This window comes from Kitasatospora sp. MBT63, assembly GCF_000710465.2.
In the GTDB taxonomy this organism is placed as follows: Bacteria; Actinomycetota; Actinomycetes; order Streptomycetales; family Streptomycetaceae; genus Kitasatospora.
The window spans coordinates 1-20252 of sequence record NZ_JAIZ01000276.1; the positions used below are offsets into that span (position 1 = coordinate 1).

22 protein-coding genes and 1 pseudogene are annotated in these 20252 nt (G+C 71.7%); 13 read left to right on the top strand and 10 right to left on the bottom strand.

What is annotated here, in order from left to right:
- The first annotated feature begins 363 nt into the window (after window positions 1-363).
- A complete protein-coding gene (locus AA75_RS17410) occupies window positions 364-1839 on the top strand; it encodes an NF041680 family putative transposase (protein WP_033821011.1) in 1476 nt (491 codons plus the stop codon).
- Window positions 1840-2338: 499 nt separating this feature from the next.
- On the opposite strand, the gene AA75_RS17415 is transcribed toward AA75_RS17410, so the two are convergent.
- Window positions 2339-2902: a Uma2 family endonuclease gene (locus AA75_RS17415; RefSeq protein WP_033820982.1), complete on the bottom strand. Its 564-nt coding sequence runs from the start codon at window positions 2900-2902 to the stop codon at window positions 2339-2341.
- Between the two features lie 161 nt (window positions 2903-3063).
- Between AA75_RS17415 and AA75_RS17420 the strand changes: the two genes are divergently transcribed.
- Window positions 3064-4710: a hypothetical protein gene (locus AA75_RS17420; protein ID WP_033820983.1), complete on the top strand. Its 1647-nt coding sequence runs from the start codon at window positions 3064-3066 to the stop codon at window positions 4708-4710.
- A 51-nt stretch (window positions 4711-4761) separates the two neighbouring features.
- Here AA75_RS17420 and AA75_RS17425 read toward each other — a convergent pair whose 3' ends face one another.
- The 9 genes and pseudogenes from AA75_RS17425 to AA75_RS17460 all read right to left on the bottom strand — a co-directional run bounded on the left by AA75_RS17425 (window position 4762) and on the right by AA75_RS17460 (window position 12583).
- Window positions 4762-5022, bottom strand: a complete 261-nt coding sequence (locus AA75_RS17425) for a hypothetical protein (protein WP_033820984.1) — start codon at window positions 5020-5022, stop codon at window positions 4762-4764.
- Window positions 5019-5369 (bottom strand): hypothetical protein, encoded by a 351-nt coding sequence (locus AA75_RS17430; RefSeq protein WP_033820985.1) that lies wholly within the window; start codon window positions 5367-5369, stop codon window positions 5019-5021. The genes AA75_RS17425 and AA75_RS17430 overlap by 4 nt, the downstream gene beginning before the upstream one ends.
- Before the next feature lie 62 nt (window positions 5370-5431).
- Window positions 5432-6352 (bottom strand): DciA family protein, encoded by a 921-nt coding sequence (locus AA75_RS17435; protein ID WP_051812642.1) that lies wholly within the window; start codon window positions 6350-6352, stop codon window positions 5432-5434.
- Window positions 6352-7953, bottom strand: coding sequence for a helix-turn-helix domain-containing protein (locus AA75_RS17440; RefSeq protein WP_149038202.1), 1602 nt, complete (start codon window positions 7951-7953; stop codon window positions 6352-6354). Before AA75_RS17440 ends, AA75_RS17435 begins: the two co-directional genes overlap by 1 nt.
- A gap of 1058 nt (window positions 7954-9011) precedes the next feature.
- On the bottom strand, window positions 9012-9695 hold the full coding sequence (locus AA75_RS17445; RefSeq protein WP_033820986.1) for a dihydrofolate reductase family protein: 684 nt from the start codon (window positions 9693-9695) through the stop codon (window positions 9012-9014).
- A gap of 4 nt (window positions 9696-9699) precedes the next feature.
- On the bottom strand, window positions 9700-10665 hold the full coding sequence (locus tag AA75_RS45700; protein WP_233289060.1) for a DNA-binding protein: 966 nt from the start codon (window positions 10663-10665) through the stop codon (window positions 9700-9702).
- A 297-nt stretch (window positions 10666-10962) separates the two neighbouring features.
- A pseudogene (locus AA75_RS54015) lies at window positions 10963-11136 on the bottom strand (DNA-binding protein); the annotation flags it as partial.
- A 134-nt stretch (window positions 11137-11270) separates the two neighbouring features.
- Complete coding sequence (locus tag AA75_RS17455; protein ID WP_033820988.1) at window positions 11271-11807, bottom strand: GNAT family N-acetyltransferase; 537 nt, start codon at window positions 11805-11807, stop codon at window positions 11271-11273.
- Window positions 11804-12583, bottom strand: coding sequence for a GntR family transcriptional regulator (locus tag AA75_RS17460; protein WP_033820989.1), 780 nt, complete (start codon window positions 12581-12583; stop codon window positions 11804-11806). Before AA75_RS17460 ends, AA75_RS17455 begins: the two co-directional genes overlap by 4 nt.
- Window positions 12584-12989: 406 nt before the next feature.
- On the opposite strand from AA75_RS17460, the gene AA75_RS17465 reads away from it, so the two are divergent.
- The 11 genes from AA75_RS17465 (at window position 12990) to AA75_RS17510 (ending at window position 20211) form a co-directional block, all read left to right on the top strand.
- Window positions 12990-13532, top strand: coding sequence for a hypothetical protein (locus AA75_RS17465; protein ID WP_051812646.1), 543 nt, complete (start codon window positions 12990-12992; stop codon window positions 13530-13532).
- A gap of 166 nt (window positions 13533-13698) precedes the next feature.
- Window positions 13699-14121 carry a hypothetical protein gene (locus AA75_RS17470; RefSeq protein WP_033820990.1) on the top strand — a complete coding sequence of 141 codons (423 nt, stop codon included), beginning with the start codon at window positions 13699-13701 and terminating at the stop codon, window positions 14119-14121.
- A gap of 5 nt (window positions 14122-14126) precedes the next feature.
- Window positions 14127-14282: a hypothetical protein gene (locus tag AA75_RS49420; RefSeq protein ID WP_158515518.1), complete on the top strand. Its 156-nt coding sequence runs from the start codon at window positions 14127-14129 to the stop codon at window positions 14280-14282.
- A gap of 256 nt (window positions 14283-14538) precedes the next feature.
- On the top strand, window positions 14539-14802 hold the full coding sequence (locus AA75_RS17475) for a hypothetical protein (RefSeq protein ID WP_033820991.1): 264 nt from the start codon (window positions 14539-14541) through the stop codon (window positions 14800-14802).
- A gap of 110 nt (window positions 14803-14912) precedes the next feature.
- Window positions 14913-15170, top strand: coding sequence for a hypothetical protein (locus AA75_RS17480; protein ID WP_033820992.1), 258 nt, complete (start codon window positions 14913-14915; stop codon window positions 15168-15170).
- Between the two features lie 63 nt (window positions 15171-15233).
- Complete coding sequence (locus AA75_RS17485) at window positions 15234-15584, top strand: hypothetical protein (RefSeq protein ID WP_033820993.1); 351 nt, start codon at window positions 15234-15236, stop codon at window positions 15582-15584.
- A 32-nt stretch (window positions 15585-15616) separates the two neighbouring features.
- Window positions 15617-17428 carry a DUF2637 domain-containing protein gene (locus AA75_RS17490; RefSeq protein WP_033820994.1) on the top strand — a complete coding sequence of 604 codons (1812 nt, stop codon included), beginning with the start codon at window positions 15617-15619 and terminating at the stop codon, window positions 17426-17428.
- A 214-nt stretch (window positions 17429-17642) separates the two neighbouring features.
- Window positions 17643-17912: a hypothetical protein gene (locus AA75_RS17495; protein ID WP_033820995.1), complete on the top strand. Its 270-nt coding sequence runs from the start codon at window positions 17643-17645 to the stop codon at window positions 17910-17912.
- A 227-nt stretch (window positions 17913-18139) separates the two neighbouring features.
- On the top strand, window positions 18140-18685 hold the full coding sequence (locus AA75_RS17500; protein ID WP_033820996.1) for a hypothetical protein: 546 nt from the start codon (window positions 18140-18142) through the stop codon (window positions 18683-18685).
- A gap of 16 nt (window positions 18686-18701) precedes the next feature.
- Entirely contained in the window at window positions 18702-19802 is a 1101-nt protein-coding gene (locus tag AA75_RS17505) for a hypothetical protein (RefSeq protein WP_033820997.1), read from the top strand.
- 34 nt (window positions 19803-19836) lie between these two features.
- On the top strand, window positions 19837-20211 hold the full coding sequence (locus AA75_RS17510) for a hypothetical protein (RefSeq protein ID WP_033820998.1): 375 nt from the start codon (window positions 19837-19839) through the stop codon (window positions 20209-20211).
- Window positions 20212-20252: the final 41 nt, after the last annotated feature.

Consider the following 20252-nt stretch of genomic DNA (forward strand, 5'->3'; position numbering starts at 1 on the left):
GGCTGCGGGATGACCGGCTGGCTCATCATCGTCGGCCCGCACCGCGGCGAGCTGCGTGACCGGGACTGCGCGACCAACCCGCCCTACAAGCCGTACCTCGACGCGAAGGGCAACCCCCACACCTTCCGCACCTGGTACCTCGAATGGCTTGAGCAACGCGAGAGTGCAGCACGGTGATCACGGGGTGGTGCCCTTGGCCCGGCCCGGGCACCACAGCTACAACCTTCCCCTGAGGGGGCTGCATCCGCTCGAACAGGCGGACTCTGTGATCACTCGTCCGGGTGTTCACGAGACGCGAGCGCGGTCTTAGCGTGATCCTGAACTCGACTAACAGGGACAGGACTTGACGCGAAGGCCGTGCTGATGAGCGTGTTGGAACAGGGCGTGCTTGGCAAGCGGTTCGCGGAACTCTCACGCTTCCGGGGTTCCTTCTACGACTGCCTGACCGGACGGCGCGACGCCCTGTTCGAGCTCACCGACGCGGTGCTGTGCACCGATGGCCCGGTGAAGACCCTGGTCGGCCTGGCGCTGGCTCCCGAGCACCGCCGCGGCCACGGCGCCCTCTACGGCGCGCTGAACCGGGGCAGCCTGAACGTCGAGCGGCTGCGGGCCGAGCTGGCCGGTCTGCCGCTGCCCCGTGCCGCCGGCGGCCGCCTGGTGCTGGCAGTGGACGTCTCGCCGTGGCTGCGGCCCGACGCCGACACGAGCGACGCCCGCTCGTTCTGCCACACCTACGGCCGGGGCGACGCCAAGCACCAGATGATCCCGGGTTGGCCCTACTCGTGGGTCGTCGCCCTGGAATCGGGCCGGACCTCGTGGGTCGCACCGCTGGACGCGGTGCGGCTGCGGCCCGGCGACGACCTCGCCGCCGTCACCGCCGCACAGCTGCGAGCCTTGGTCGAGCGCCTGGTCGCCGCCGGTCAGTGGAACCCGGGCGACCCGTCGATGCTGATCGTGGCCGACGCCGGCTACGACGTGATGCGGCTGGCCTACCTTCTGCACGACCTGCCCGTGGAGATCCTGGGACGTCTGCGCTCGGACCGGGTGATGCGCCGCCCGGCACCGACCCGGGCGGAGTTCGCCCTGGCCAACCCGGCCGGCGGGCGGCCGCCCAAGCACGGCAGCGAGTTCATCTTCAAGGACACCAGGACCTGGGGCGCCCCGGACGCCGAGACGAAGGCGGAGACCACCCGCTACGGCACCGCCCATGCCCAGAGCTGGGACCGGCTCCACCCCGAGTTGCAAGGGCGCGCCGCCTGGCGCGACCACCCCGGCCCGCTCCCGGTCATCGAGGGCACTGTCGTCCGCCTCCAGGTCGACCACCTGCCCAGCGGCGGCGACCCCAAGCCGCTGTGGCTGTGGTGGTCACGGCCCACGGCCGACCCTGCGGAGACCGATCTGGCCTGGCAGACCTTCCTGCGCAGGTTCGACATCGAGCACTTCTTCAGGATGATCAAGCAGACACTCGGCTGGACCACGCCGAGACTGCGGGAAGCCGAGGCGGCGGACCGCTGGACCTGGCTGATCGCCGCCGCCTGCACCCAGCTCCGCCTCGCCCGCTCTCTGACCACCGACCTGCGACGGCCGTGGGAGAAGCCGACCGAACCGAACAAACTCACCCCGGCCCGAGTCCGACGCGGGTTCCGACACCTGCACGCCAGAACCTCAACGCCGGCCGCAGTGCCGAAACCCGCTCGTCCCGGTCCAGGTCGCCCGCCCGGCTCGAAGAATCGCCGTCCCGCGAACCGTTACGACGTGGGCCTGCTCCTGGCCACCGGCGAGCCCTACCGCAGGCCCGCCCACCACAAGGTCGGCACCAAACCACGCCGCACCGGATAAATCACAAGTTCAAGCCTTGTGTCTCTGGCATCAGCAAAGACTTCATCCCGACACGCTGACTTGACAGGGAAGCCCAGGGCCCGGGCCGGCCAGGGCCCGGGCCGGTGCGGTGACGGGCTGACGGCGGGGCTGGCCACGGCCCTGACGCGGACCGGCGGCGCAGGGCAGGCGGCAGGGGCTGGTCCAGCGCAGCCCTTGGCGCTGGCCACGGGTGCGGGGGCGGAGCACACCGCGCCCAGCCAGGCCCGGATCCGGCGGGCCGCGATGGTGGCCCGGTTGCCGCCCGTACCCGGTGGTCCGGCAGGGCAGGCGGCGCGCGGTCCGGGATGGGGAAGAGCGAAGAGGAGGGATGGACTCATGGTTCATCTTGAAGGCACCACAATCCCGGAAATGGACTATGAGTTCATCCCTCCCCGGACACTGCGCCCCCGCCTTCATGTACATGTGACGTACTCCTGAGATCACGTCACATGTACATGAAGATCATCAAGACTCGGGACTACCGGCGCAGCACGGCGGGGTCGATGTCGAGCGGGAGCGGGTCGGTGAGCGCAGTGCTCTCGCCGGCCTGGACGAGCCTGTCGACGTAGACGCCGTCCTCCAGGTGCCCGAGGTGGAGGCGCGGGGCGGGCTCGAGTTCGAGGCGCCAGTAGTACGGGATGCCAGCCGTGGCGTACAGCGCGGACTTGAGCGCGGTGTCGGCCACGCGCGTGGACGGCGCGGTGACCTCGATCGCGAGCAGCACGTCGCGGTCGCGAAGAGTGAGGTCGGCCGTGGCGGCCGCAGTGGTGTCGGCGACCACCAGGTCCGGGATCAGCAGGCCGTCCGGGACGACCAGATTGACTGCTGGGAGCACTTCGAGCGGTGCGGCGCAGGCCTCGATGGCGGCGGTCAGGAGCGCGGCCAGGCGGGAGCCGGCGCGCTGGTGGGGGACATCGGGATGGGGGCTCAGCAGGAGGACACCCCCGAGAAGTTCGATCCGGTGGTGGATGTCCTCGGGCAGGGCCAGGACGTCGTCCAGGGTCCACGGCCCGACGTGCTGCACAACAGCGGCAACGCTCATGCACCCATTGTCCTGGGCCGGTCGCCGCGGCCGCGGTCTCGTCGCACCGCTTCGCCGAGGCGTTTGGCGTGGCGTGTCGCGGACCGCCCTGTGCGATGTGTCGGATCCACGATGATGGGGATCGCCCGGATCAACGGGCCTACACAGCGTGGGAGTCGCAGGTGGCAACGCAGGCCGAGACCGGCACGCAGGAGGAACGCGTCGTGGGACGGGTGTTCACGGTACGCCTGGACCCCTACGGCCGCCCCACGGCCGGCACGGTCCGGCTGTCCTGTTCCGGCGCGGCCTGCGCCGATCAGCGCTTCGCCAGCACCGCGGAGGGGCGCCAGGCCGCGGTGGAGCACGTCAAGCTGCACGTGGCCCGGGTGCGCGCGGGCGGCGGGCCGCGCGCTCACGCCTACTGCGCCTGTCTGACCGGCGGCTGCTCGTGGCACGTCGCCGATCCCGACGCCGTCGCCGGACGGCGCGGCCAGGCGCGGCCGACGGCGGCGGTGCGGTGCGGCGGCCCGGTGGTGCTGACGGTGTACGCGGACCGGACGGGACGGCTGTGGCGGCTGACGGAGACGTGCGCGCGGTGCGCGGCCGCCACAGTCGGCTGCCGAGTGCTGGCCAATGCGGTGCCCGCGGCCCGGACCGCGCCGGCCGAGGCAGGCCCGGTCGACGGGACGCCGACCACAGCAGAAGCGCACTCGGGCAACACGAACCGGCAGGGCGTGGCGGCAGCGTTCTCCGACCGAAATCCCTCCCCCGCGACCGGGTCCCCCTCCCCCGCCGCCGCTGCGGCGGTGCCAGGTGCCCGCGCCTCCTCACCGGCCGGAACATCCCGGCCGGTGAGGAGGTCGGGGAAAATCGCGCAGCGCATCGTGCCGTACGACCTCGAGCCCGAGGTTCTGCGCATCGAGCTCATCGAACTCGGTGACGCCTTCCGCGCCCACCAGAAGCTTCCCGAGCCCGACCTCACGCTGCTCGCCGAGCTCCAGGAGCGCAAGGCCCGGGCATTCGACCTGTGGGCCGACCTCACCGGCGACACCAACCTGCGCCAGGAGGCGCAGCGGACCCGTCAGGCGGCGCAAACCAGCCGTGAGATGCAGGGCAACCGCACCGGCTACGTGGCCGGAGGCCCGGACGGCGTGTCCGAGGTCGTGGTCGAGCGGCTGCTGACCCGGCAACAGGCCGTCTGCGCCCGCATCGTGCTGGACCATGTCGCCGCCCACGCCCCGCACCACGACGCCCCGGTGCACTTGGCCGTTCTCATGCTCACTCTGCGCACCGCGCGCACCGGAACCGGGAACGTCACCGGGCAGGACTTCACCGGCTGGCTCCAGGACGACACCGAGCGGGTCTTGGACCTGCTGGTCGCTGCCGACTGGCTGCGCCTGTCGGGCACCGTCGCCGAAGCGTTGGCGTCCCGGCCGGAGAGCCCCACCGTGGTGACCGTGCCCTCGCTGCTGCCCTGTGACCCGTACCCGTTCACCTTCGGCAAGTCCACCCGCCCGAAGCTCTCCGGCTGGGCCCAGAAAGCCATCGGCGACCGCAAGCTCCGCAAGAAGAAGGCGGGCCCCGCCACGGGGCTCCTCGCCCTGTACACCGCCGCCCACACCCGCCCGGACGGCCGCCTCGGCCGCGCCGAGGACGGAGGAATCCCCCTGGCGGCGGCCGCCGCGTTCTGCGCCGTCCCGGTGGAGGACCTCGCGGAGCACGCCGCCCTGCTGGTCTCCGCCGACTGGCTCACCGAAGCCGACATCGCCGACGGACTGCTGCGCGGACCGCTCGCCGAACGCGTCTGGCCCTTGGGCGGGCTGCTGTAACCAGGCCACTCCACGACGTGTCGGACGCGGGGTTGTCTGCGACTTCCGGGTTCAGGGTGCCGGTGGTGGCGTGATCTGGCAGACGACGACGAGCCCCAGGCGCGGGACGACGTAGTAGGCGACCAAGCCGCCGGCGACGTCGAGGTAGCGCATCGGCTCGCCGCTGCCCTGGTAGGAGGTGCCGTCCAGGTAGAGGACTTCGGCTGCGCGGACGAGCTCGGCGGCCCGGTGTTCGACGGCGGCGAGGAAGTCGGCCGGCGCACCGGCGGTGACGTGCTGCTCGCTGGGGAGGTACTCCCAGCTCCAGGTCACCCGTTCACCGCCGCGTAGGCGGCGCGGTAGAGGTCGGCGACAGTGGCGGCGTGCTCCCTGCACTCCTGGACGGTGCCCGCGTGGTTCGCAAGGTAGTTCGCCCGGTGGTAGGCCTGCGCGGTGGCCGGGTGCCGCTCGATCTCCACGACGGCGGACCAGTGCGCAACGAACGAGCGGATCGGCTGGACACTCCCGGCCTCGATGGCCTCGGCCATGGCCTTCGTCTGCCCGTCGATCATCTCCGGGAGGCGGTCCGCAGCGACCACGGCCAGGGCAGCCTTGAGCGCGGTCGGATTCTGCTCGGGCCGGGGGATCAGCACGACTCCGTCGCGCACTGGCTGACTCATGGCAACACTCCACTTCTCGTCTGCTGCGAGGCTACTCGCTCCGCGGCCTACGGTCGGCGCCGTCACGCCGCACCGCTTCGCTGCTGGGCAGCCGGGACCGTCCGCAGCGGGAAGGTGCCCGCGCGTTCGGCGCGGGCCCGGCGTAGCGCCCGGGTGTGGGAGCTCTCCGCGGTCGCGGTCCGGGTGGCCTGGTCGCGCAGCTCGGCCTGGTGGTCCAGGGCGTGGCGGAACGCCTGCTCCGGCTCCCGGTGGGCGGCCAGGGCCTGGTCCTGGCGCTGGATCGCCTGCTGAATGTCGGCTGCCGGGCGCCGGTCGGGCTGGGCCTCGCGGTGGGCGGCCATCGCGCGCTGGTAGCCGGCGCACCGCTGCCTGGGTGGCGCGGCCTCGACGGTGGCCGGGGCCGTGCTCTTCTGCACCGTTGGCGCCACCGGCAGGCTCGGTTCGGCGGGCGCGGCGGTGGCCGGGGCAAGCACGCGGATCGAGCGGACCGCGCCGGTGCCGGCGTGGGTGTTGATCCGAGCGAGCAGCGTCGGGGAGGTCAGGCGCAGCTGGGTGGCCCAGGCCAGGGAGGAGGGGCGCAGGTCCAGCTGGCCGGTGGCCGCGGCGAACGCGACGGCCTGGACGTGACCGGCGAGTTCGGGGGCGATGGCTGGCCAGTCGGCGAGCACACTGCCGCCGACCACAGGAAGGTCCCAGGCCCGGTCGGCCATCAGGGCCTGGAGGGCGCCGCCGAGCCCGAGCGGGTCGTGGCCGTCGGTCCGGCGGGCGCGGACGGTGGTCTTGGCGCGCTTGGCCGCGAGCTGGGCGGCGCCGTTCCTGCGGGCGGCCTGGCGGGCGGCGTTCAGGGCGAGCCTGGCCAGGTCCGCCCCGGACAGCTCCGGTTCCGGAACTGGGTCGGGCTCCGGGGCGGCCTGCGACGGTGTCTGCTCGGGGTGCTGCAGCTGCTCCAGGACGTTGTCCATCACGGTGGCGAGCTGGTCCATCACGCCTGCCCCCAGCCGCCGTGGACGACCATCCGCGACCCGTACGCAGGGGCCTTCTCCTTGAAGGAGAGCAGCTTGTCGACGACCGCGTTCGTGTACAAGCGCCGCGCGTAGTCCTCGCCCTGCGACCCGATCGCCATCAGCACCAGGTCCGGGTGGTGCTGCGCCAAACCGCGCAGGTGCCGCACCTCCTCGCGGGTCAGGTCCTCCAGGAACATGCCGGGGTCGTCCTCGCCGTGCACGGTGGCGTTGGCCGCCTCGGCGGGGGAAGGGGCGCAGCAGGCCACCGCACGGACGACCAGGTTGCGCACATACTGGCTGCGCGGCTGCGCCCAGGCGCCCTCCCACTCCTGGTGTCGGCCGGCAGTGGCGCGGCGGTTGTCCAGCCAGGCCTCCACCAGGCGCCGGCGCTTGGCCGCGGTGTCGCCGGTGGCGAGCGCGCCGCGCAGCCGGGCAGCCAGGAACGCCGACGGGCGCCGGACCCGGTCCGGCTCCTGACGCAGATCGAGCCAGGCCAGCACCTCGTTCACGGTCCAGCCGTCGTCCGCGAGCTCCTGGGTCACCCAGGCGACCCGCGCCACCGCTGCCTTCGACAGCCACGGCACCCGCTGGATCAGCTCGAACGCCAGCTGGTAGCGCCGTCCCACCCGGTTCAGGACGCGCCGCTTCGGCTTGCCCGTTCGCTCCCGCCGCTGCTGCTTGCCCGAGGTGGAGGAATCGTCAGTCCCGGCAGCGAGCTTGCTCTCAGAGGGGAGGTGGGTAGAACGGTCGGTTGAAGAAGTACAGCAACCACCCTCCATTGGGGTGCAACGGCAGGCGGCTCCCGAGGCGCCCGCAGCGGCCTGTGACACCGGGGGCTGGGTGGCGGACGACGGGTCCTGAGTGGTCGTCACCGAGGCCTCCGTGGATGCCTTCGACCGGGCGGCCCGGACCTTGCGCGAGGCCCGCTTGCCGAGCAGCGCCATGACCGCCCGCCCGGCCTCCGCGATCCCGACCACCCGGCGGCCGGTGCCCTCGCCTGACGTGCGGACGCCCAGGGCGACGTCGAACGCAGCCGGGATCGCCAGAGCGAACTCCGAGGCGCGCGCTCGCTCACCACGGACCCGGGTGCCCTTGACGACGTAGACGACCAGGCCGGCCTCGCGCAGCATCCGCAGGTGGTTCTGCACGGTCCGGTCCGTCGTCTTGAGCTTGCGCGCGAGGTACTCCACCCCCGGCCGGCACGGCGACAGTGCCGCGAGCTCCTGGGCGACGCGGATGGTGGTGCGGCCCATTTCCTTCGGCCCGTGCGACCAGGCCGGGGTGTAGCAGCCCGACGCGACCACCCAGTGCACCGCCTGCATCCAGCTGTACGGGTCCAGTGCGACCCGGCCGCGCGTCGTGGTCACCCATTGCCCCGCTGCCAGCACCAGCAGCCGGGGCAACACCGCGACGCACGGCACGAACCGCCGCGCCGCCTTCGACACCACCGCGCCGGTCGCTGACGCGCCGCCGACCAACTCCTGGCGCTGGCCGGGAACCAGCGGGGCGGCCGGATTTACACCCGAAAGCCGGTCCGCGGCACCCCCGATACCATCACCCGAACGTGTGATGTCCGTCACATACCCAGGTCTGGCGGCGGCGGTTCCGACAACCGGTCCGCCATCCGGTCCCCGGACGAATCCCATGGCAGACAGGGGGGAGGAGAGATCTCCCCCCTCCTCCTCGACGCCCAACGAGCTGAAACCCCTGGTGACGGCCCCCGCGACCGGGACACGGCAGGACTGGAACGGGGCCATGCGCTGCTGCAAAATGGCAGTGCCTTTCTAGTTAGCTGCTGCAAAGGCAGATGGACCGGCCCGCGAGAGCGGGTCGGGTACGGCAAGCCCCCGCGAGGGGGCGGATACCAATCGGCGACCTCCAGTTCTGTTCTGTTCTTTGTTCTGGGCGACGTGGGTTGGGTGCAGCTGAGGCCCGTGGAAAGGCCCCGACTGCGGTACTGCGACCGGCCTTGGATTGACCGGTGGTGGTGCAAAGCGGCCTCTTCGCGGAGGCCGGTGGTGCGTCCCCTCTCGGGGGGTCGTGCTCGGTTCTGCTCGAACCAGGTAGTACCGCTGGTGATCGGTTGGTAGCCGATCCTCAGCACCCGCTCGAAGGTTGGTAGCCGACGAGCTGGGGTGAAGCAGTTGGCCGCGTGCTCCGGGGTGGTAAGTCCCGGGGAGCGGCCGGCGGAGCTAGGCCCGTAGGAAGGTCAGGCTCCGCGGACGAGGGCTAGGTCACGGAACACCCCCAACTGGGGGCCGCCGTGGCCGGCCACACATACGAGACGGCACCCCGCCGGAGCGAGACCCGAGAACCCTCGGTCGACTCCACGGCGGGGTGCCGCGCGTTCTGGGAGACCCGGCTGCGGGTACTCTGCATCACGTCACCACCCTCGCTGTGGTTGACCGGGACGGGCCCCTGGCCGGGCGCCGCTCCACTTGAACGCCGTCCGGACCCTCGGGTCCGGACGGCGAAGTCATTCTGGATCACTGACGATGACAGCCTACCCCTGTGGATAACGCGGAGAGTAGGCGCAAGATCCCCGTGTCGATCTGACGTGATGACCGTCTGACTGGCGAACAACCTCGTGCCTCCTCTCGTCGTTTGGGTACAGCGGATCAGCCGGCACCATCGGTGGTCAGGCCGAGCGGTCCTTCGGCGCGTAGCGGAGCAGGACGACGTCGCCGACCGGCCGAGCTTCAAGCAGGCGCATCCGGGCCGCGGATCCGCCCGGATAGTCGGCGGTGCCGAGGAACCGGGGCGCCTCGGGCTGCCCGACCAGCAGCGGCGCGACCGCGAGGTGGATCTCGTCGGCGAGGCCCTGGGCGACGAGCTGGGTGTGGATGGTGCCGCCCCCCTCCACCATGAGCCGGCTGACACCGCGCCGGCCGAGCTCGTCGAGGACCAGACCCCAGTCGAGGTCCGGGCCGGTGCTCACCACGTCGGCCAGACCGTCGAGCGTCGTCCGGACCTTCTCAACGGCGCCGTCGACGGTGAATACCACCTTCTGGCCCCCGAAGTGCCAGAACTTGAGGTCCGCATCGAGGTCACCGGTCCGGGTGACCGTGACCTTGAGCGGGTACTCCGGTCGACCCTCGGCGAGTCGCTGGGCGCGGCGCGCTTCACTGTTGACCAGCAGCCGCGGGTTGTCCTTGCGCATGGTGTTGGCGCCGATCAGGATCGCGTCGGACTCGGCGCGGACCTGATCGACCCGGTCGAAGTCCTCTGCGTTCGAGAGCAGCAGCCGGGTGTCGCTGGCGTCGTCCAGGTAGCCATCGACCGAGGTCGCGGCGGACAGCAGCACGTACGGGCGGGAGGTCATGAGGTCAGGCATCCTGTTCGGTCTCGTGAAGAAGGGAATCGCTGAGGGCGCGGCGAAACTCGGCGACCTCGGGCAGGCGGGGCCAGTCGGCCAGCTCCTGGTCGAGCCGGGCGAGCTCGGTGAGGATGCGGCCGGAGCCGGTGTCTTCGGCAATGGCGAGCGCGTGCCCGCCGGCGACTGCGGCCTCCTCGGGACGCCGGGCGCCGGCGAGGGCGACGGCCTGCCGCGCCATGTAGACGCCGCGGTCGCGGTGGTAGCCGTCCGGGAGCAGCCGGATCGCTCCGGCGAAGGCGTCCGCGGCCTGGTCATGGCGGCCGAGGACTTCGAGGCCCCGTGCACGGTGGACTTCCACGTACGCGGCGTTCAGCCAGGAGCCCCACGGAGTCGGGTCGGCGGCCACCCCATCAAGGGAGTCGCGGACCTGGTCGATGGCGCGCTCGCTCTCGGAGGCGTCGCCGCGCAGGGCGTGCCCGTATGCCTCGTAGGTCCGGGCGACGGCGGCGAGCCGGCTGCGGGGCCGGGCCATCCGCTGCGCGGCTTCCGCGAGGTCGACGACCTCGGCCAAGTCGGCCATGTCACCGGCCAGCTGGGCCTTGCGGGCCATCACGTACGAAGTCAGTTCATCGTCGCCGACGGTGTGCGACCACTGGAAGGCCCGGTCCAGCCAGTACCCGGCCTGCTCGTTGTTCCCCAGGTCCTGGTAGAGCCAGGACAGGAACTCGCCGTACTGGGTCTGCAGCTCCGCCAGGTCGCGCCGGTCGGCGGCCTTGGCGTCCTTGCGGAGCTCCTGGATCACGCCGATGTGCTCGTGCACCGTTGCGACGACCTGCCGGGGTCCGAGCAGGTTGTCGCTCTCGATCAGCAGCCGCCGTGTACGCCGCAGGTGCTCCAAAGGCGTCGCCCCGTACGCCGAGGCCGCGCGCGCCTTGCGCGCGAGCGTCGACGCCGCTCCCCGGTCGGCGGCCGCCACCGGCGTTCCCGCACCTACGGCTGCCGCCACACCGAGCCCGACCCCGCCGCGCAGAAGCGCGCGTCGATCGAGATTCACCCAGACCACCGACCCGTCTCGTAGACGACAGGGGACAGACATCCCCTCACCATCCGACGCTGCCTGGTGAGGCAGGGTCAGGGCCAGACCTGCCGACGCTTTGGCCACATGGACCACAGGACTGGCCACATCGCCACGACCGTCCCCGAGACGGTCCCATGCGCGGATCAGGGAGCCGCACGCGTTCAGGGCGGTGTCGAGGCGGGCGACCTGATCTCTGTCGGGCATCCGTTCGGCCCGCTCGAAACGCCCCAGGTGGCTGTGGTCTATCAGGGCAGCAAGGGCCAGGCCGCGCAGGGACAACCGGCGTCCCTGACGAAGCTGCCGAAGCTCGTATCCCCACCGATGAAGTGGTGACGCGTCAGGTGTCAGATCGTTCGGTCGCTGGCCCATGCTGCCCCCAAGGCGTGGCCTACGTGGCCAATGCGTCTGGCCACATGTCGGATCTGGAAGTTGAGGATCACCAAGGACTAGAACCGAACTATCAGCAACCGGTCCGAGTCAAGGAGTGATCAGTGAGCAGTCCGTTAGGGCGTCTCGACAAATTCGTGCCGATCGTTCCGATCTGCAGCCCGCTGCCCGAGCCATCCGGCAACGCCGGCGCCTCCGACTCCTCCGCCGACCACGGTCCGCACATGTTGGAACCCTTGGCTGCCCCAGTAGGCCTGGAGACGTTCGTTGGTGCTCCACACGTTGATTCGGACCCAGTGGTCGCCCGCCTGTGCAGCGCGGTCGCATGCCCAGTCCACCAACCGACTGCCGATGCCTTGGCCTGCGTAAGCACGGTTCACGATCAGCTTGTGAAGGTGCATGGACGGTTCACGCAGTTCGGCTTCCGTCCAAAGGCCCGGCTCGGGCTCACTGTCGAGCGTGATCGTGGCAGCGGTCTGGGGCCCATCCTTCAGCAGAAAGACGTTGCCGGCCTCGATGCTCGCCAGGATGTGCGCATCGGGGAAAGCATTGCTCCACTGATCGATCCCGAGATTGCGGAGCCAAGCTGCTGCCTCCTGCCGGTACTGGAGGAGCAGCGGCAGATCGGTTGGCGTTGCGCGGGTGATGATCAATGAAGGTCGCCTCCGGTGGCGTGGGCTCGGAGATCGCCCAGGTCGTAGGTGATGTGGTTCAGGTCGCCGCGGAACGTGGTGCGCGTACAACGAACGGGTTTGTCCGCGCTGAATCCGGTGCGGATCCAGATCAGCACCGGAACGCCGGGGCCGATCTGGAGTTCGCTGGCTTCCTCCGGAGTTGGCATTCGGGTCATAAGTTCGTCGTGGTAGCCGATCTGCTCAAGGCCCCGGTCAGCCAGGTACCTCGTGCTGCCCTCTTCGATGTCGTCGGGCTCGGCAAGGCGGGGGTGCGCGTCGACCAGCCACTTCGGGTAGTGCGTGGCCTGTGTCGACCAGGGCGTGTCGTCAACGAATCGACGGCAGAACCGGAGGACTCCCTGTTCACCGGGGGTGACCTTGAGCCGCTCGGCGATCTCCTGCGTAACCTTCACCATCTCGACCCGGAACTCCTGGTGGGGCTGCCGGCCGGAGTGCAGCACCTCGTTGTCATACGAGTCGCCGTCCTCCCGTTGGGAGAACTGCAGATTTTCGAACTTGGACGCGTTGAGGACGAAGACCTCATGGGACCTGACCTGGTAGGCGCGGCCCTGCGAGGAGTTGAGCAAGCCTTCCGAGACCAGCAGTTGCAAGCCCTGACGGACTGTGTTGCGGGAGGCGTCGAAGCGCTCGCGCAACTCCCGCTCGGAGGGAAGGTCATCGCCGGGTCCGAAAACTCCGCCGGCGATCTCGGCCCGAAGGGTGTCGGCGACCTGGCGATACAGCGGTTTGCTCATGGGGCCATCCTGCCCTACTGAACCAGCCTGTTGGTACATGTCGAGCGTTCCCCCTTGACTTGTAGCTCGGTGTGGGTGCACGATCACTATACAACTTGTCCCGACAAGCGGGGCAAGGGGTCAAGGTGGTGTTTGTTGGTCACCTTGATTGAGCAAGGCCGGCGCTGACAACGCCGGAGCAGAACATGCGGTTGTCAGCCGCCTTCGGGCGGTGGCGAGGTCCCGGGGTTGATGCTCTAGCTCCCCCAAGCGCCGGACGGCTGTACCTCATAGCAACACCAGAACCACTTTTGAGCAGCGTGCTGCGCTGCCTGTCCGCCAGGACACCGGCCATCGGGCCGGGCCTGGCGGGCGGAGAGAGCAGCAACCTCTCGCCCCTGTCCCTCGACCGTTCCGGAGGAACCCGATGTCGACCCGCACCCGTTCCCGCCGCACCTACGGCCGGGCACCGCTCAAGCTCAGCTCGCTTAACCCCGCCAACATCAACCTGGCGCAGGCCTCCATCGTCTGCCCGGAGTGCGACACCTGGCGCCGCATCGTCGGGACGACCGACCTCAAGCTGGTCGGCCACGAGCGCGGCAAGTCCGACCGCTGCCCCGGCGGCAACCGCCAGTTCGAGGTCGACCTGACGCCGGATCGGTGGCTCGCCCGCCTGCGGCGCCAGCAGCTCGACGCCCTGTCGCCCGAGACGCGCCGCGCGGCCACCCAGCACTACAAGCCGGTGCCGGCGCAGCCCGGCCCGGTGCACCTGATGGCCGCCTCCCGGCCGGAGGTCGAGTACACGGCCGGCCAGCGCATCGAGCAGGCCAGGAAGCGCATGGAGCAGTGGAAGAAGCTGCAGGACGAGGTCAAGGACGCGAACGGCCGGAGGGCGGAGCCGCTGGTAGGCGCCGTGGGCCCGATCCGCGGCATCGAGGTTCCGAAGAAGACGCTGCACCCCGCCGCCTGACCCGCCACCACCGGCACGAACCGCCACGGCCGCCGCCCACCCCAAGCACGACGGGGTGGGCGGCGGCCGTGGCTGCTCGTACGCAGCACAGAGCAGCAAGAAGGCCCCGGGGCGGTACCCCCGGGGCCTTGTCGGTCGCACCGCACCATGACGAGAGGACACGACCGTGGACACCATGATGGCACTCGTCGACACCCCGGCGAGCCCCCGCTCCACCGACGACCTGGACGACCTGTACGGCCGATACTCGGTCCGACTGCTCACGGCGGCCGCCGAGCAGCTCGCCGAGATCAGCCCGGCCGCCGCCGACCTCGACGAGGACCTGGCCGAGGCCGTCTGGGAGGACGTCGCCGCCGGCCGCTACCCCGACGGCGCCCGGGGTCTCGCCGGGCTGCTGCTCCTGCTGCGCGACAAGGTCCGCCGGGTCCAAGCCCGGTCGGCGGTGGCCAGCGAGGCGCTCCGCCAGGTCCTTATCGACTTGGACGACGTCGCCGACGAGCCCGTCACCACGATCCGCACGGTCCGGCCGCTCCCGGCCACCGTCTCCGCCGCCGTCGCCGCCCTGCGCTCCCTCCCGCTGGCCGGGTGATCGCCATGTCCCAGCCCCTCGACATGGCGAACGTGTCCGCCCTCCAGGCCCAGATGGAGGCCAACCTGCGAGCCGCCGCCGAAGCTGCGGCGGCCGCCGAGCGAGCCCGCCAGGCCGCCGAGCAGCTCCGCCAGCAGCAGGCCGCCGGCGGTGGCCGATGATCCTCGACCACCTCCACACCTGCCGCAGCTTCATCGGCGGCGGCACCCCGGTCCCCCAGCCCGCACCGCCGGCCCCGCCCGCGCCCGCCTCCGGCGGTGGCCGGTGAGCAGCCCCGAGGACGGCGCCTGGTCCCAGGCGCAGATGGACGAGCTGCTGCGCCGGGCCCGCGAGATGCACGCCCGCGCGCAGGCCGAGAAGGCCGGCGGGCAGCCGCAGCAGTAGCAGCACCAGCCACGACACGAGAGGAGACCGCCCGTGAGGACGACCGAGGAGTACGACGCCTGGCAGGCCGGGCTGGAGCAGATGAACCGCGACTACGAGGCCGCCGACCAGGCCGAGTACGTCGCGTACATGGACGAGCTCGACGCCCGCGACGTCGCACGCTGGGCCGACCCGGTCCTGGAGCAGATGGCCACCGGCGGTGCGCTCCTCGAGCAGCGGCACGTCCTGCGCGAGGCTGCCCACCCCGAGACCGTTGCCGCGCTCCAGCGCCTCGCTCCCCTGGCCCCGTCGGCCTGACCGTCGGTTGCTGTCGTTCGTCGCCGCGCCCGCCCCAGCAGGACCGGGGCCGGGCGCGGCGGTGTTCGACGGTGCCCGACGCACCGCCCCTCCAACCACGGGAGAAGCACATGTCCCAGGCCGTCACCGCCCAGTCCCCCGCCGCTGCCACGCCGCAGCAGGGCACCCACCACTACGTGCTCACCCTGCAGAAGCCCATGCCGCACGGCAATGGCTTCATGGTCTCCACGTGCTCCGGTCGCTGCTCGCCGACCGGGATGAGCCGCTCCGACTTCTACGTCTGGCTGATCGGGGAGATGGTCCGCCAGACCCCGCAGCTGGCCGGCGCCTCGACCGTGTTCTTCGACGTCCAGCCCAACCGGCTCTGACCGCCTCGGTCGCTGCCGTTCGCCGCCGCCCGACGCACCGTCCCGATCACGAGGAGGACCCCCGTGTTCCGTCTGATCCGCACCGCCACCTGGACCGCGACCCGGCGCCGTCTGCTCGACACCGAGGGCGAGCTCGAGCTCGGCCTGGCGCTGGCCGAGCGCTGGACCGGCTACCCGGACGGCAGTGCCGTCCACTACCTCGGCGCCGGCCGGTGGCTGCACTACCACCCCGGCCGCACCAAGCTGCGCACCAGCCGGGCCCACTTCTTCCCGGAGTCGGAGCGGATCTGTCTGATCGCCAGCCGCCGCAGCACCTGGGACGTCGAGCCGGTGGCCGGCCTGGCCGGCCTGCTGGACCTGCTCGGCGGCAACTACATCGACTACCGCGCCCCGCGCGCGGGCCAGCCGGCCTGACGCCGGACGCTTCCCCGAGAGGACGGATCCGCATGAGCACGACGTACGAGAGCCCGCCGCCGCTGGCCCCGCCGGCCGCGGTGAACGGCAGCCGGCCGCCGCTGAACACCCTGGGCCTGCCGGGCCAGGACCGCCCCGCCGGCACCCCGGCGCCGACCGGCGCGCCGACCGCGGTGGCCGGGAAGAAGAAGGGCCTGGACTTCGGCAAGGGCGACTGGACGCTCGCGGCGGTCGGCGGCCTGCTCGCCGCCGGGGTGTCTACCATCGGCCTGATGGCCTCCTACAAGGCCCTGGAACGCAAGGCCGCGCTGCCCGTGGCCGACGGCGGCTGGGCCTGGGAGGACCCGTGGATGCTCCCGGTCGGCCTCGACCTGAGCATCCTGGCGTTCTCCATCATCAACCTGGTGCTCATCAAGGCCGACAGCGAGCTGGCCTGGGTGAAGTGGGTGCCGCGCCTGGGTGCGGCCGCCACCGTGTACCTGAACTGGCAGGCCGCCGCCACGCTGCCCAGCCAGCTCGGCCACGCGGCGCTCGTCTTCCTCTGGGTCGTGTTCTCCGAGGTCGCCGCACACATCTACGCCGCCCACATCGGCGCGGTGAACGGCCGGGCTCGGATGGACGGGATCAGGTTCTCCCGTTGGATCCTCGCGCCGTTCGCGACGGCGGCGATCTCCCGGCAGATGAAGCTGTGGGAGATCACGAGCTACGCCGAGGCACTGGAGCTTCTGAAGGCCCGCCAGGTGTACCGGGAGCGGCTGAAGCAGAAGTACGGCAAGCGCGGCTGGAAGAAGAAGGCGCGGGCGAACGAGCTGCTGCCGCTGACGCTGGCTCCGTACGGGCTGACGGTCGAGCAGGCGCTGGAGAAGCCGGCCGCCGAGGAGGCCGCCGAGCGCCTTCGCCAGGCCGAAGCCGAGCTTCGGAAGGCCGAAGCGGAAACTGCGGAGGAGCTTCGCCGAGCCGAAGCCGAGCTTCGCCGGGTCGAAGCCGAGGCCCAGATCAACGCCGCGAAGGCCAAGACCCAGGCGGACGAGCTGGCCGCGAAGGCGGCGCTGGAGATCGCCCGGGCGGAGGCCGAATCGGCCGCTTCGGAGGTCCTTCGCAAGGCCGAAGCGGCGCTCCGGCTGCGCGAAGCCGAGGCCGAGGCGGAGGCCAAGAGGCTCGCCGCGCAGGCCGACGCGGACGCGCTGAAGGTGGCCGCCGAGGCGGAGGCCGCTCTCGCCCGCACTCGCCGCGAGGCGGAAGAAGCCCAGCTCACGTGGGAGCGGGAGCAGCGCATTGCCCGCTGGGACGAGCAGGAGCAGGAGCAGATCCGGGCTGCCGAAGCGCAGGCGAAGGCCGATGCTGCGGCGGCCCGCGCCGAGGCGGACAAGGCCCGGGCGGAGAAGGAGCGCAAGGAGGCCGCCGCGGCCGCCGCCCAGGCCGAGAAGGACCAGGCCGAAGCGAAACTCCGGACGGACGAAGCCAAGCTTCGGTCTGCCGAAGCGGTCCGGAAGGCGGACGAAGAGGCGGCGGCCGGCACCGCCGCGCAGGCCGAGGCGGAGCGCCTGGCGGAGCAGAGGCGCCTGGCCGCCGCCCGCACGGCGGAGGAGGCCGCGGCCGCCGAGCTTCGGGCTGCCGAAGCGCGGGAGGCGGCTGCCGAAGCGGAGGCGAAGGCGCGGCTGACCCCGGCGGAGCGTGAGGCGCGCAAGGTCGCCGACTGGATCGAGGCCGAGGGCGAGCAGGTCGTGACGCTCGCCCACATCGAGCGCGAGCTCGGCGTCTCGCAGACGACGGCGAGCGAGCGGCGCAAGCGCGCCCGGCAGATCCTCGCCGAGCGCCCGGGCGAGGCCGGCACCCAGGAGTGAGCGGACATGACACCGGACGGGGGCGTTGATGCCGCCCCCGTCCGGGTCTCCATCCAACCACCTGACCGACCCTCAGCGTGGCAGAACGGCAGGTCACAGCACATTCGCGTCCGGCTGCTCGTAGCCGTCCCCGACCACCCCGCACGGGTGGGTGGGGGCGGTCACGGCCGTCCGGCCGGCGAGATCCGAGGGATCGCACGAGAGGGAGGCAGCGGTGAGCGACACCGCGCAGCCGCCGGCCTGGCGGCGCAAGAGGGCCGAGAAGCGCAGCGAGGAGCGGGCCCGCAGGGTCGGCGCCCACGCCGCGAAGATCCGGAGCAAGGCAGCTGGAGGCGGTCCGAAGGAGGCCGCGGCGGCCGAGTGGGACGTCCTGCGGTCGGTGATCGGCCGGCTGCCGGAGGCGGTTCGGGATGGCGAGTGGATGCAGATCACGACCGCTCTGCAGAGCCTGTCGACGGCCCTGGCGAAGCGTCACAGCAAGTAGCCGGCTCCCGGCGGATGCGAAATTCGCGATCGCGTATTCGCGTCCGTACGCGTATCTGCCTGGGCCCAACGCGTAGGGGCGCGCAGGCGCGCGCGCGAGAGTACCCGCCCACGTTGCGTAACCGCAAGGGGCGGCACACGGCGGCCTGCGGGCCGTCAGGAGGGCCGCCGAGGGCGGGTCTTCGCTGATCCATCAGTGATCCACAACTACCCCAGGGAGGGGTCGTCATGACCGCGATCGAGACCACGGTGGCTGCCGGAGTCGGCGTCGCCAGCATGGCCCTGTCGGTGGCGATGCAGGTGCTCGCCGCCGGCGGGCAGAGCGTCACGGCCGGGATGAGCAAGCGCCACGGCAGCGTCGGCCGGGGCGGCGGCGGGCGGGTGTCCGGGGCGATGAAGGGCGCGCTGGCGAAGCTGGAGATGCCGCGCCTGCACATCGCGCTGTTCACCGCGGGCGGCGTCGGCCTGGCCGGCACGGGCCTGGGCCACGTCATCAACTCCGGGGTCACTTGGGCGAACGAGGCCGTGGCCGGGCTGATGACCGACTGGGTCGGCATCGGGCTGGGCTGGCTGGTGTCGTTCGGCGCGGCCGTCGTCCTGCTGATCGACGTCCGCGACGAGAAGTGCACGCCGCGCACCCTCGCCCTCGCCGCCTGCATGCCGTTCTTCGCCACCGCGATCCCCGGCACGGTCGGCCACGGCGTCGCGGCGACCGTCGGCTGGGTCGCGCACTTCGTCGCCTCCTTCGTCGCCTCCGCGTTCGGCCTGCAGTAGAAGAGAGGGGAGCCCGATGGAACTGCTCATCGCGATGGCGCTCGCGTACGCGCTCGGCGGCGGAATCACGGCCGGCCGGGCGACCGCGGCGCAGCACACAAAGACCCCGAAGGACCCGAAGCCGATCGACCGGACCGAGTCCGGCCGGAAGGTCGCGCAGGGCGCGATCAACTCGGTGGCGAGGGTCTACACCTGGACGTCGGGTGCGCGGGAGGGCTGGCGCAAGGCCTGGCCGGAGACGAAGTCGACGATCCAGGAGCGCCGGGCGACGGTGAAGGCCAGCAAGGCCGAGCGGAAGACGGCCCGGGAGAAGACGGGGCCGGCCCGTGACGCCCGGGTGGTGGACGACGGGATCGTCGACGCCGAGATCGTCGAGGACGAGGTGGTCAACACCGGCGGCCCGAAGGCCCCGACCACTGAGAAGGTCGCCGAGGCGAAGGAGGCGGCGGAGGCGGCCGCGGACGCCACCCCCGGCCCGCCGGTGCCACCCAGGCCGGACCACCCGCCGACCGTTCCCGCCCCCGGCGACGGATCGAACACCACCGGCTCGCGCCCGGTGCCGCCCCCCAGGACCGCCCCCGCCGGCACCGCGCCGCCGGGGGCGCCGCCGCGGGCGGCCGATCCGGACAGCGGTCCGCACCTGCGGGTCGTCAAGGACCGCACCTCGCAGCCCGTCGCCGCCGGCGGCGGGAAGGACAGCACACCGAGGAGCAGCATGAGCAACCTGCCCACCACCGCGACGCTGGTCACGGAGGTGACCGGCGTCGACTCCCTGATGAAGTACCTCGCCCAGCTCTCGCGCTGGGCGCGGATGGAGAAGGACGACGCGACCGCCGCCGTCATGCGCCTGACCGACCTGCGGGCCAAGGCCGAGCACGCCTACAACGCGGCCGCGGCCGCGAAGTACGACAAGGCGACGCTGGGCGAGCTCGCCGCGATCGTCGAGAAGCTGACCGAGCTGAAGACCGCACGGGAGGAGGACCTGCGCGCCTCCGACCTCGCCGAGCGCAACGCGGGCCAGTCGTCGGCGAACGTGTGGGCCCGCCACGGCGGCATCCAGGAGGCCCGCAACCAGTCGTCGGTCGACATGGCCGAGACCACCACCTACGGCGACTGACCCACCGCCACCCCAGGGAAGGAACCACCCCCGCATGGCAGAGATCACCTACGGCCAGATCCAGGAGAACCTGGTGCAGCTGGCCTCCGCGACGGCCGCCGAGGAGGCCGCCGCCCGGGACCGCTTCGAGCGGATCAACTTCAAGGTCCGCGAGGCGGAGCGCAACTACCACGCCATCGCCGCGCTCGGCTTCGACCCGCTGACCCTGAACGACTTCACGCAGGTCGGCGGCGCGCTGGTCGGACAGGCCCAGACGGTCGCGGCGGCCGCCAACTCCGCAATCGAGCTCAACGGCATGGCCCGCGCCGCCGGACGCGCCATCGAGCAGCGGCACGGCGGATTCGACCGGGCGGTGGCCTCCGCCCCGGTGCCGGCCGCCAACCGCGACGCCTACAACAACCGCATGTGACGTTCCGGTCGGACACCGCCCGCCCGCTCCGCCCACTTCGG